The organism is Flavobacterium sp. (genome assembly GCF_017744675.1).
GTDB lineage: Bacteria > Bacteroidota > Bacteroidia > Flavobacteriales > Flavobacteriaceae > Flavobacterium.
In genome coordinates this window covers 176,028-190,692 of sequence record NZ_JAGIAV010000007.1, presented here as the reverse complement: position 1 = coordinate 190,692, position 14,665 = coordinate 176,028, and the positions used below count along the sequence as shown (strand labels likewise).

Annotated in this window: 3 protein-coding genes; all 3 read right to left on the bottom strand. The window is 33.6% G+C overall.

Features of this window, described 5'->3' with window-relative positions:
- Window positions 1-28: 28 nt before the first annotated feature.
- Entirely contained in the window at window positions 29-5,806 is a 5,778-nt protein-coding gene (locus J7574_RS21000) for a VWA domain-containing protein (protein ID WP_290973476.1), read from the bottom strand.
- 12 nt (window positions 5,807-5,818) lie between these two features.
- Entirely contained in the window at window positions 5,819-12,820 is a 7,002-nt protein-coding gene (locus tag J7574_RS20995) for a hypothetical protein (RefSeq protein ID WP_290973473.1), read from the bottom strand.
- 620 nt (window positions 12,821-13,440) lie between these two features.
- Complete coding sequence (locus J7574_RS20990; RefSeq protein ID WP_290973471.1) at window positions 13,441-14,577, bottom strand: hypothetical protein; 1,137 nt, start codon at window positions 14,575-14,577, stop codon at window positions 13,441-13,443.
- Between the last annotated feature and the right edge of the window lie 88 nt (window positions 14,578-14,665).

Here is a 14,665-nt window from a genome sequence, read left to right as displayed (position 1 = left end):
ACAATTTCGTTGGGATTCATTTTAGAATTTATAGGGTTAGAATTTTTTCTTCACTACTAAACATGCCTGAAGAATTTTCAGCAAGGACTTTGAAATGATGGTAAATTCTCTCATCATCAGCATTTTTAATAGTTAATTCGTCGGTTTCTAATTTGGTATCCAGTAAAGCCAACGTCACGATGTTTTCATTAGAAATTTTCTCTTGAATTTTATCCCAGTTTCCTTGATTATTCATTTTATACAAATGATATTTACCATTATGAACCGTTTTCTCCCAACTAAATACAATTGGTTTCAATACAGATTCATTTTCTCCTGTTGGAGCTCCAGTTGCCGTTAACTCTGGAGATTCTGGAGCAGTATTATCAGCAATTATTGTAGCTGTAATTTTTGATGGCTGAGATGGCGTGTAATCAATATTGATAATCTTATTTTCATCTGTCGAACTCGGATCAGCATATTCAATTTCTCTTGAAACCGTAATTCTATAGAAAAGACCATCACCAAAAGGAACACTTTCTAAATCTTCAAATTCATCATAAACCGTCCAAACACTATTAAAATCAGTAGATAAAGTATCCTCATTAATCAAAATTTCTTTGACAGGAGTCATCGTTCTAATCGATTGTGCATCAAGCATATTTTTTGCACGATAGATATTTATTTTTTTAATGTTGTATTCTGGTTTGTAAGCATTTAATTCGATTTGAATAGAAGGCTTGATTCCTAAAACCTGATTTTCTAAAACAGGCATAATTCTCTTAATCTCTGGTGTTTGCGGAGGACTAGAAGGAACTAATTTTACAGGTCCCAAGAAAGTGCTAAACTCACTAAAATTCAATTTAATATCCATTTCACGAACACCATAGAAATAGATGTTTTGTGAATTACCGTCAAGATTAAAATCTGTAAACTGCGTTCTAAACTCAGCTGCATTTGTGATTTTCATCATTGGAGCAATATCTAAATCAGGATTCGGATATTTTAAAACATTTCCGTTCTTGTCTTTAATGGTTTGCTTTTTATTAACTGGTACATAATCGTTATCATTAATATATTCGTAAATAACAGGAACTTCAGTAAGCGGCACAAAAGTGGCATGAATAGCTTGTTCAATAAAATGGATGGCTAATAAATCTTCTTCAATTCCCGCTGTCTTAGGAATAATAACTTGATTAAGAGCAGTTAAAGCGGTTACGTCTGGAACAGTTTGTTTCTGTGTTGTATTATGCCATTTGATAAATTCATTAATCTCATCTCTTAATAATTCACTGTCAGGAACTGGGAAATGATAATTTTCTTCAGAAACAGTTTCAGGAGGATAAGCTTCATAATTCGCTTTATTCTGCAACCCGTTAAAGTCTAAGAAATTTTGCCATCTATTAGTGAAATATTCTTCATTATTTCCGCCAAGTTTACTCAGCTCTTCACGAATTGTAGCAATTGTTGCTGTCTCGTATAAAGCACTTAATAAAGCCTGATCATTTGCTCTGTAATGCAGCATCCCGTAAGGTTTGTGCGTATATCTAGTTGTGAACGTGTATGTTGATCTATTGAAAAAATCAGGTCTTGTTGCATATAAAGCTCCTTTTACATCCTCAGGTTTTACAGGTTTTTCTATTCTAACGGCATACATTGGAGTTGGAACGCTAATTTTAGAATCATAATCATAACCATTCGAATGGCTGCTAATTCCAAAAATTGAATAATGCGTATTTTCTCCTTCTCTTGGCTGAATGTTTGCTGCTGTAATTCCGTTTGATGGATCAGCAAAAAGATATGCTTTATAGCTTGGATAATAATTTACTTTTTGCTCTTTTGGGTTGTGGTTTGCATCCTCTTCAAGAATAATATGATCATAAGTCGGATCCATTTCTTGGGTTCCGTCTTTTTTAATTTTAAAATTAGGATCATTGACAATTAAGACTAAATCTTGGTTTGTTCCGATATTGTCTGCACGTACAACTTTAAATTCTTTTCTAGGTTTTACAGGAATAGGATTTGAGCCATCAAAACAGCTTGTAGTAAACAAACGCACCATACCATTTGCCCATTCAACTGAATGTGTATTGTTTGTGTTGTATTGCGGATGCTGAGCCAGTTTTAATCCTTTGAAAGTAAGCTCATATAAACCAAAATGCTTTTTCTCTTCTTCAGGAAGCGGAATTGGATTGTCGTCACTATCTAGTATATATTCTCCATTAGCATCTACTTGATAAGCTTGCTCCAAAGCTTTTCTAATTTCGACTTTGTCACTCCAAATTCCTCTTGTTTTTTCTACCTGTAAAGTATCATTTCCTTGACTGTCTTTTTGCAAAACAATTTCTCTATGTACAGTTTTTAAAACTTGTGGCAATTGAACCTGAAAACCAATTGGACTTGGCTGTCTCCAATTTGCAGGCGTTAGCATATTCTCTACTAATGAACATAATTCGTTAACTGGTTTTTTGATTTGCTTTATCTGTTCAGAATCGACTGTTGCGTCTCCGTCTGAAAGCAGGCTTTCGCTTACTTCTTTTTTAAGTACTTCGACATCTGCATATTCAAATTTCTCTGCTGTAATGATAACATTAATATTTTGGATGATATAGTTTTCTTCGCCAACGGTTAAAATACCTCCAATAAATCTATCTTTATTGGCATTGGTCAAGTTGACTTTTATGTCTTCGCCGCTACTTAGAATTTTGTATTCGGTAATTCTAATAATTGAGGTAAGTTCATTTGATAAACTATCTGTGATGGTTGCAATTTTTGCATGTTCAATTTGAGGAAGACTATCTCTGAAATAAAGTTTAAAATAATCAGCAAATAGCTCTTCATTATCTGGATAGATTTTATCAGCAAGTAAAGCATCTTCTTTACTCATTCCGTCAGGAATACTGTAGCTTAATAATTCTTGAGCAGAATAATATTCAAAAAGAAGTCGAATGTAAGTTTTATCAGTTAGTGCATTATTGTCTAAAAGTGTTTTCAGTTTAACTTGTTCACTCATCGAAGTAAACATCAACGGATTTTCTTCGGTAATCAATAAAGAATTAATTCCAGATGGAGGCAATAATGTATTATTTGGTTTAATATCAGAAGTAATCTCTAATTGTCTTCCAGATGTTGCCCTTGAGAAAATATTGATGCCGTAACCTTGATATACGTGCGTTTTTAAACCCGTTTTTTCTTGGCGAACATTTAAAAATGATTTTCCAGACTCAGGAATGATAATAGGAGAAGGCTCAAAAGACCCTGGCGTTAATTCCTTAGTAACGTTAGAATATTCTGTGTCACAAGCTAATTCAGGTTTTTGCCAATTTGTTTCACCTTTAATTTTGTAATCAACTCCTGCATAGATTGGGAATGTAAAAGAACTTCCGTCAAATTCGTCTGTAGAATCGAAGAAAGCAGTGTTTACACTGTAATCTGCGATGTCATTCATAAACAAACTCAGATATCTTTTCTTTCCATCAAAACTATATCCATTAGGATCTGTAATTTTTGCAGATTGATCGTCTTCATCAGAACCCGCGTTAAGACCTGGCAAAAATTTACTTAATTGTACAGGAAGAGGCAAACGTTCTGTGTTTACAGAAGTTGGAATACTCATAGAAAGGTGCTGTACTTCTTTTGGAGTTGTACCTCCTTCTAAATTCTTAAATGTTATGTACTCTGTTAGATAGATATATTCGCCAGAAAGAACAGCTTGATCAATATCAATACATCCTAAACCTAACATTCTGGCAATGTGATAATCATTTGCAGCAATGTTCAATAAATCTAGATTAGATATTTCGGTTGTATTATGTGCAAATTCTGCCGTTTCTCCATTTTGAGGTTCATTAGTAGGAACATTATCTTTAAATTCAACAGTTTCTATTGCAGTTGGATTTGTGCCGTCAAGACTTAGATCGATGTAACTTTCAACAACCTCTTTGATGTTTTTATCTCCTTCAGCTGTTGTGCGTTTCCATTTGTCTTTATAGTTGTTTACATTGACATATTCTCCATCATTAAATTTTAACCATTTTCCGTGAACAGCATTTAGCTTTGGTTCTAATTGTTCAAATGCTTTACTGTCACTAGTAGTTAAAGCATATTTTCCTTTTAAATCCCAGTTGCCATTTATATTTGCATTTTGGATAAAATCACCATAAAATTCAAAATTGATTTCACTTAATAAACATTTATTTGCTTTAAAACGAATGCTTCTTCCATTGTCAGCTACAACGCGAATTGCATTAAGCTGTGCAGATGGATAAGTTTTACGATTTGTTACTCTTTTTGATGCAGCGATGCTGTTTTCAGCTACAGATAATGTTTCTAATTTAACAGTGCCTGAGATATCTGCAGCATTAAATTTAAGTTCGGCAGCAAAAAACAATTCAGTTTTGTTTTCAATCTCAATGATTTCGTTTCCATAAGCTTGAATAAAACCAGATGGATCTGTCATCGGATCAAAACTAGCTCTTGTTAAAAGATATTTTGCTTTGTTTTTGAAATAAACATAGATTGATCTTTGCAGCGCAGGAGTTTTATAAACCCAAAGCGCTTTATTGCGATCTACAGACTGAGGCTTTTTTGTTAAATCTAATTTATGGACAGCTTTAGTATAAGGCGCTCGATATAACTTTACGAAATCATCAGGTTTATTAAAATTAACATTGCCACCTTTATATAAATCTCCTTTCGGAAGGTGGTTTGCACCCAATTCTCCAGCCAAAAGCCAACGGAGATGAATTCCTTTTGTACTATCAAGACCCTTAGAACCTGCTGCAGCGATTTGTAAACTTGTAGATTGTAAGGCTGTTTTGCTTGAATTAAGATCAACAATATAAACTTCTTTGCTTACAGTAAAACTGATTTTAAAGTTGCTAGGATTAGAAACATTTGGTAAAACAATTAGAGCATTGTAGCTATCCATTACAGAAGGTGTTCCGTCAATTCGAATGGTAGCTTCTACACTAGCCAAACCAGGAATAACAACAGTATCTTGAAGTCTGAAAACCAATCCGCCTAGACTGCTTGCATTATGGATTCTTACTCCTGAGGGCAAAGTAAGAGGAACACGACTTTTGTTTCTAAGAACCAAAGTTCCAGCACTTTCGTGTACGGCAAGACCTTTCTTTAAAACAGGATAAACTAATTTATTTTGAATGATGCTCACATTAGGTAGACATCCAATTTGTGCACTTGATAAATCACTACTTAATTGATTTAATTCTGATCCTAAAGTGCTAAAATCAGGAACTCTGATGTAGTCTGTATTTAGCATAGAAAGACCGCTACTTTTTACTACCGGTGTTTTTCCTAAAAAGGTTGTAATTGGCGTTACCAACTCGGTAGCATTGTTTACGGTGCTTGTAACACCGTAAACAAAAATATGTGATTTTTCATCCAGATTTTGATATAAATTTTTCAGCAAATCAGTATCGTTGACCTGCAAACCATCAGTAACCACTACAACAACGTCTGGAATTACAGTCAAGTTGTTTACAACTTCTAAACCAGAAGCCCAGTGATCTGATTGAGGATCGGTTGATCGTGAACCAAAACCATTAATCCAACTTAAAAAACTGGAAGTATTGCCCGAAATTCTTTTTTGAATAACATGCTCTGATCTTGAATTGCTGTCGCTATTAGACATTCCGATTAAAGAAAGCGTAATTTTGCTTTGAGCTTGAGAATTGATAAATGAAGTCAGCCCGTCTCGTATTTGCTGCGCTTCATTGCCATTTATCGAACCCGACTCATCGACAACGATAGCGATGTATGTCTCGCAACCTGAGGATTGGCTTTCTTGAAGATTTATAGAACTCATTTTTATTGTTTTTTAAAGATTTATATTTTCTATAGTTAAGGTTACCGGCTCGGCAGCACGAACTGTTAATGGTGTTGAATACTGTGCAGTAGATCCGTTATTATTCCACATCCTATATTCGAACTTGATATTTAAATTTGAATCAGTAATTTTTTTACTGTTATTCATAATTAATACCTGCGCATAATCTTTAGAATGCAACACTTGATAGTTTGTTTTTGCTACGCCAGCATCGTCTACTACAGCAATAGTTTTTTGAATTTCTTCTAATGGAATTTTAGGAATATTAAACGGCTCCGGATTACGAACTAAAAGCGCTACGACTTCACCAGTGTTAGTATTTACAATTCGGTTTACTTCTGTAGATTGAGCAGGATCAACAGGAGACATTTTTAAGATTCCCTCAATAGCACGATCAAATAGATGTTGATATTTTAAAGCAATTGAATTGCTTAGAGTGTCATCAATTCCAAAAATAACATTGTTTAAAGATGTAATCTGATCCTCACTTAAGCTTAATGGTATATCAAATAAAGCTTTACGTCCTGTAGCTTCATCTAGTTCATAACTATTAATTTGCTCTGCAAAATCTCTGTATCGAGACGTTTGGAAACCAAATTGGTGTACCAATACATTTTCCGAGTCTTCGATTTGATTATTTTGATTTTTATCGAAATAGTTTTTCGCTAAAACAGTATATAATTTCGAAGGTTTTAGATCGGTTAATTTGACCTCATATCCATACGATTTTGGTTTTAAGGCATCTCCAATTGTAATGTCACATTTTATTTTACCAGTACTTCCTTTAATCATGTTTTGCAACATTTGGATGTTTAGAGGAATTCTAGGATCGTTATCGTCAACCCATTTTGTGTTTTCTTTTTCTGCACGCGGATACGTAGTAGGATTTTCTACGGTTTGTACTGGTAACGGATATTGAATAAGTACATCATTCAAAGGATCTTTAATAATAAGATTTAAAGCACCATCAATTTTTGTTCTGTTGTCATACGCATCCCATTCTTTAAGCATATGATACACATAAGGATTCTTGAAGAACATTGTTATCTTACATTGTTCATTTCCATAGAATGAAGGTTTAGATAATAACAAACTTCCATCTGCATTTGGATAAGAACGGTTGTAATCTAAATACTGTCTCAATGAAGTCAATGGCGATTTAGACAAATCGGTTAATTCATTTTTAGCAGGAGCATCTTGTCCAGCAGGAACTACAGGATCTGGAACAGGGTAGTGCCCAACAGGTCCTAATGTTTTGAAACCATAATAGTAATCGAATTTAGTAGTGTCTTTATCATCCACTCTATCTGTAAGAGTAAATTTTAAGCAATAAGTTGAATTTGGTCTCCAAATCGGTTGAACGGTATTTTGAATAGCAGCTTCCATTGCTTTATTATCTCCACTAACAGCATCAGAACCTGGAATAGTTAAATTGTGCACCGCACTTTCCTTTGTCAACCACCCAATTTCTTGAATAGAAGTAGAGTAGTTTACTTCGTTATCATCATCCGAATCTCCTCCAGCAGAACAAATAAGAGCGTTAATTGTTAATAAATTGGAAGATTTTGTTTCTCTTGTGTATACTATTTTATCGGTGCTGCCTAAGTCTGTTTGATTCGCAGTCGAATCTGTTAGAGCAGATGCAGACGAAACAACCGAAACAGTCTCTTTTGGATATAAAGAACAGTTATCAAATTGATCATTAAATAGAGAGAAATAAATTCCTTTTTCATTTTGCTTGGATGAAAGCATTAGAATCTCATTTGTCGAAGGCTCATTTTTAATGTTAATAATTGATGCTTTATCATTTGCATTTCCTCTTTCGATTAGTCTTATAAGGTTTAATGAAGTATTTAATACAAACAAGTATTTTTCATTATAAGCAATAACAGAATTATCAGCCAAAGTATTATTTGATAAATAAAGAGCAGAATCAAAAATTACATCGTTTTTCACAACTGTAATGGCAGTTCCATTAATTTGAGCCAATCCGAATTTTCCGTTTGTCAATTTAACCGTCAGCAATACTTTGCCATTGGCAATTACTGCATCGGTAATTTCAGAAATGGATGGTTCTGAAACTAATTTTGTATCTGCTATTGTAATTGTTTTAACACTCGCATCGATACTGAAATGAATGATTTTTTTGTTTTTAGTAATCAAACTGAAATAAGTATTATTATGCTGAAGAACTTTAATTGCAACCTCATCTACTTTTATACGGCGAACTAGAGAACGGTCGGTACCATTTACCCAGTTAATTTGAGTTCCATCTGACAAAGTATTAATCCAAAGCAGTTCATTATTTGGCAATGAAATCAGCTTGTTGAAACCTTCAGAATATGTATTCATATACTGCATTCCAGAATTTCTGTTTAACTCAGAATCAAGTTCAACAATAGCAGTTGTTGCAGCAGGAGCTGCGCAACCCACAATAAAAGTATCATCAACAATTGCTTCTCCAATTCCTTTGCACTGTGTTGCATCTAAAGCTTGAGTGATTAATAAATTAGTATTTACCACTTGCATTGATGTTACCAAGCCATTCAATAAACGCTCTCTCAACAGATTTCCTTTTGCATCTATTTGTGCGATAACAGTAGTTTTTGGTGTTGGATGAAATGAAATTAAATAAGTATCATTGTATTTGAAAACTTTATCAAAGGCAAAAAAGGCTTTTCCGTTATATCCATAAAAACGAGTAAATGTTAATGGAGCAGAAGTTCCAGTTGGATTATCATTACCCGCTTCCGCTTTTAATTGTGCTAATATTGTCATTAAACGGTCATACTCAGCTACATCACTTGGTTCTGACACAATGAATTCGCCATCAGCTGAAGCGTAAGTAGCATTAAATAGCGCAGCAATTTTATTTCTAATCTCTAAAATAGCATTAGCATTTGCAGCCACAGGACTAATAACAATTCTATCAATTTTATTCTTCGATAAAATAGCACCGTTTTCATCAAATAAAGTAATTGGCGATCTCAGCTCTGCTTTAGTATAGCTTACTTCTTCGAGAGCTGTTGAATCTGCAGTTTTTCTAATTTTAACAGGTACGTATTTTGCTAGCTTATCTCCGTTTTCAAAGACCGAACTATAGGCTCTAATATTGACTGTTTTTGCTTGAGTTGTAAGTTTTAAAGTTGGTTCAATAGCAGATTCAGGGAAAATAATTTCGACTTGATCGTAATTTTTGAATGAAAGCGATCTTCTAAAACCATGAGGATTGCTTTCTGCAGAAATGTTCATAAAATCCCCCTTATTAAGCTCACCATCCACGATTTCAGGACCTTCACCAACGAGTTTAAAGTACAGACCATTGATTCTATCTGCTTCATATTGAGTAGGTACATAATAACGTTTTCCTAGTTTTTTATTTAAAAAATTGACATAATCTGGTTCAATGCTTTCAGAGACACAGAATAACTTAGAAGGTGTGATTCCGAATTGTTCCGGAACATGCCAACCAGGTTCTCCTGCACTTAAGTATGAAAATGGATTAGTTGCCAAAACACGAATGCTATCGTATTGATCTATTACCTTTTGCCATTGCGCCCACGGTAAATCTTTTACAAGATCTCTGGATGTTGAATCTACAACTGCTTTAAAAGGATGATAAGGTTCCCAAGAGTTTCCATTTGCAGAAAGTAATTCAATCGATTCAATTGAATATTGGTGTTTCACTTGTCGAAGTTTTCGACCTGCTTTTGATGTTGCTTCAGGCGGCATTAAATCAATATAATTTTTAGCATCTGCTGTGTATCCACCAATTATTTTAGTAAGACTGGTATTTGGCAATACTCCTTTAGTCATTTTAATATCGATAAAAGTGTCTAACGGAATCACTTTAGAAATGGCAGTTGTGCTAGGCATCTGATCAAAATAATCAAGCAGGAAAGCTTCATTTGTAAGCATATGCACTCCTTTTACAGAATCGGCTGTTCTGTTATCATTAGCATCTCCATAGGTACCTTTAGGAAGCGGACTGTACGGTGTACGATCGACAATTCTGTTGATATCCCATTGAAGTTCAATTAAGAAATTTTTACGAACTCTAACGAAACCGAGTTTAACACGTACACTTAATTCTAATTTTGCATAAATCAAGAATGGTTTAAATGACTCTACAGAGAAAATGGTGTCTAAGACAATTTCAACATTAATGATCCAGATTTTAATCTGAATTCCTCCACCAGCGGCAATATAACCACCCATTTGAGGACGTTTGAATGAAATTTTTCCGCCCATTTCCAAGTAAGCCCATAACTTGACTTTTGCAGGTCCGAAGTTTTTCTCTAGTTTAAAGTCTAATCTTGCCCCAGCTTCAATTCCTTGAGCCGAAAGCATAATAAATGCTTTAGCTGTAAATAAAGTTAAGATTCTAGCCGTAATCGGATCTTTTTTAGAACCAATATTGATGTACCAAGGTTTTTGATTTTTGAAGAAAAATCCAGCTTCTAATAAAGCATGTACCTTAATGATTTCTCCGCCTTCTTTTGGCATTTGAAAATCGGCTCCGGCTGCAAGTTCTAGTGAATCATCTCCAAAAGCAACCATTGCAAAGAATGGGGGAGTGCTTTGATCTTTTTCAATAGGGCCTAATCTGTCACCAAGTACATTTAATCCTGCCTCAATATAAAATAATGTTGGCAGAGAGAGCAATAACATTGCTCGCATATTTAAAATCGTTCCACCTGTTGATTCAAAGGTTGCACCAGCTCCAATAGAGAATGGCGAATCGTATTGTAAAGAATCTGGCGGTCCGCTGAATTTTTTAATATTGACTCCGGCTTTTGGGTGTTTGTAGAATTCGTACCAAGAATTTTCTACCGTTAATCCAGCTGCTTTTTTAGTAGCCACATATCTAAATCCTAATAAACCTCTAAAGCCCGTTATTGAAAGAAATCCAAGCGGAATACCTGTAGGTAATTCGATGCTTGCATCAACTAAAAATGCTGGATATTTAGGTGCAAAACGCATACCAACACTTCCCGTAATTTTAGCTTTTGGCAATTTTAATGAAACCTCTCCCATAAACTCAGGCGATACACCTGGTTGAGGAAGCGAAATCATACCATTGATAATAGCCATCGCATTTTCCTTAGAAGCTGTTCCAGGAATAAGTAAATCGACTTCGATCGTTTGGATTCTGACGAAAGAATCTTTGAATCCTTCTTCTGTGCTGTAATAGTATTTAATACCTTCACCACGAGCATCTAACCCTAATGGATTGACACTAATAGCCCCATCAAATCCCCAAAAATTATATTTACGTCCATTAAGTTGCGTTGAACCAAAGTTGATATTGCTTACCGCCATCTGGACTGGTCCAAGATTCACAGATAAATTAATAGGAATTGGAATAGAGCCTCCTTCAACTTCAATATTTCCGTCGCTATAAATGCGAAGTTTTTCAACATCAAAACCTTGTCCTTTTGTCAATGTAGACATTAATGTATTCTCAGGGAAAGACACATAACAAGAAGTTCCTACATAATAATCGTCGTCCTGTTTTCCAAGTTCAAAACTGTGGAAATCAAAATCTACTAGACCAAATAAATTGGCTTTTGGCTCATTTTCTTTATCAAAAGAAGCGGTTAGATTAAAGTCTCCATCATCGTATAAGTGACCTTCGATGTCAACAATAAATGGAGTATTACCTTTCTTAAATTTTGGAATTTCTAATGCACCTTTTATGTTAGAAGAGATAACTCTATTTTGTTTGAAGGAAATATCAAATTTGTTAAAACCAACTTTGAAACGATTACCTAACTTGAACCACATATAATCAGTTTCCTCAACGGGATTCCCAACAATTAGAGATTCTAATCCAATTGTTCCAGAAATTCCACCTTCTGTACCAATTAATAATTGTTTTCCAGTGATTTGTAATGTAGCATCGTTTTCTTTTTTAAACCATTTTTCTGGTAATTTGATAGCCGCTTTTTCAGCGTAAACTCCTCTAAATGCGGCGCCTCTTCCGTCAGCATCTGCTTCGGGAATATTTTTGTCTCTGCTTAAATCTACTTTTAGTCCTGAAAATTCTGCGATTAATCCAGTATTTCCAATCATAGATCTGTTTAAACTAAAGCTAGAGATATTATTAAAGATAAATCCGCGATTAGACGAATATTCTAAGCTTCCGACATCAAACTTTAAGTAACTGAAATAATTTTCTGGCAATGGATCATCCAAATTTATGTCAGTAACATTTTCTTTGCCTGTATAAACTGGTTGTAGCCATTTGCGAGGAAATTGAAGCCCTACGCTAATTTCATTAATAGCCATTCTGAACTGAAGCGTTAAAGCCTCTTTGATGTTTTTTTCGATATTATCGAAATATCGAGCAAATAATTTTTTCAAACGATCTAATCCTTCATTTCCAACATTCAGAAGAGCATCGTAAGCAAATTTTAGTAAGTCAATGTCTAAGCTACCTATTTGCTGTGATAAGTGCTCTACTTGATTATCAAAAGAGGCATTTGTATCGTTTAAAGTTGCTATAGCGTCTGTATGCACGCTATTAAACTGATTAACAAAATCTACTAGCGCATTTGCACCAGGATAAAAAGTATTAATAAGTTCATTTAAAAATGTTTTTTCATTGATTTCTGCTAATTCAAAAAGAATACGCAATACAGATTCAATAGCATTGTCAAATGATTCAAAGTTAAAATCATTGATATACTTTAAAATAATCCAAGAGTAATCAAAACTGATTGGAATTTCGGTCTTGCCATCGACAGTTGGATTCAAAACCAGCTTTAAATCTTGTGCTAGCGGAATATCAAGTCCAAGTGAATTGTACGTGGTTAATGTCATGCTGTAAAAACCAGAGGAGTTGTCATAACTCTGGCTAGCAATTAAATCTTTGACAAAAACAGAATCAAAAAGACTTGCGAGGGCATCTCTGATTGCCTCTAACTCATTAGGGATTTTGTCTAATGGTAATAATTGGCTTAACGAGGGGTGCATTATTTGATTTGACATATTCTAAAATTTATTTTCTGTTGTTAGTGGTTTACACAAACTCATTCAATTTTTTTAGGATCTTGCTGTAATTCTCTCCAAATGTTTCTGTTAGAACAAGGCATAGGTAGAGTGCATTCCTTTCGGGCAAGAGAGGACAAAATAATTTTGAAATGTGTTTTTGTGTTGTGTTTTACCTGTTTCTTAGGTAGTTGTGTTTTTTAATGGTGTTATGACCATGAATTTTTAATTGTTTCAATAGTTAGTTAAAAAACATTGTTGTTAAGTCTTTTTGTCTAAATCAGAAAATTGTTTTTCTATGTGAGTTTGCTTTCAATTTTGATTGCTGTTTCTTTTTCACATTGCAAATATTTGAAAAAAAACAGGCTTTAAAAAACGCATGCAAGGTCACTGAACAATTGTATTTTAAGACTTAACACAGTTGTTCAGAAAGTGAACAATTATGTTTTTTGGGGAAAAGATGAAATGAGTTTTTGCTATGAAGAGCAAAGAGAATTTTAATGTATTACTTCTATGAAATGAAGTATCTAGAAAAGAAGTCTGCTTTAATAACAGAATAAAACTATCTTTTACTGCGCTTAAATTTTAAGCGCAGCACTGAGATAGTATTTTGTAAAAAACTAATTGTAGTATTCGATTTTTCTTTCGGCAACCAAAGTTGGTTCTCCATCTGGTGTTCCTTCAAGGAATATGTTGCATTTTATCCAGTTGTTATGGCTGTCGTATTGGTAGGTGTAGTAACTTATCTTTTGAATGATATCTTGGTCTGGATAATCAGGAATGTATTCTCTTTTTATAATATCACCCTGTTCATTAAATGTTTTTACGAAATTTCTAGTAGGATTGGCTATTCCTCCATTTCCTGTCACATAATATTTTACAGTTTCTACATAATCTTTAATGGAATTGTAGCTATAATCTTGTTGCGCAATAACTTTTTCGCATCCAAACATAATTATCTTGATAATACGTGATTTTGAATCATATTCATATTGCAATTGTAAGTCTTTACAATAAGAACACTCAGTACCTAAAAAGTGATATGCCATTTTATTCTGAGCATATAAACCAACTGTAATTTTTTGATTTACAACTTGCCCTTTTTCATTATAGATAAATGTTTTTTGATTTATTAAGTCATTATCATTGGCTTTTTTGTTCATAGTTTCTTTGCCAGTTCTATATACAAAATACTCTTTCTCATTAATAATTCTTCCTGCATCGTCAATTTCGTATTCAAATTTATCTTCTCTATAGTGAGGCCAAGTTCTACCATCTTCTTTAGATATTTCATCTTCTTTAGGAATTCTAATTTGATTTAATTTGATTAATAAATTATAATCCATCACAGGATAATACTTTTTTAAAGTAGATCTTAATTCTTTTTTTTCTACCCAGTCAGTTTCATTATATTCATATTCGTATTCTGTTTTAGAATCATCTTCTAGATAGTTTAGACGTGGAAAAACAATACCTGATCTTTTTTCAAGTCTTTGGAATTTATCAAAATAGAAATATACAGAGCCTCTAATTCCATTACTAAAGATAGCATTTGTTTTTTTATATTCCGGCATATCCTCTTTTGGTTTACTTATTTTGAGATGAACAGATTTTACAGAATCTTTTAAGTTTTGATTACTAATCGCATTGTATTTCTCATAAAATAAGTTATTATAATTTTGACTGTTTTGAGCGTTGACAATATTTGATAATAGTAATGAGTTAATAAAAATCAAAAAGCTAATTGTTGTTTTCATAAAAATTTAGTTCTCAGTAAAAAGAGGAAATTTACTGTATTTTTAGATGTGATTGTCATCTTTTTTTTCACAGAATATTATTTGTCTC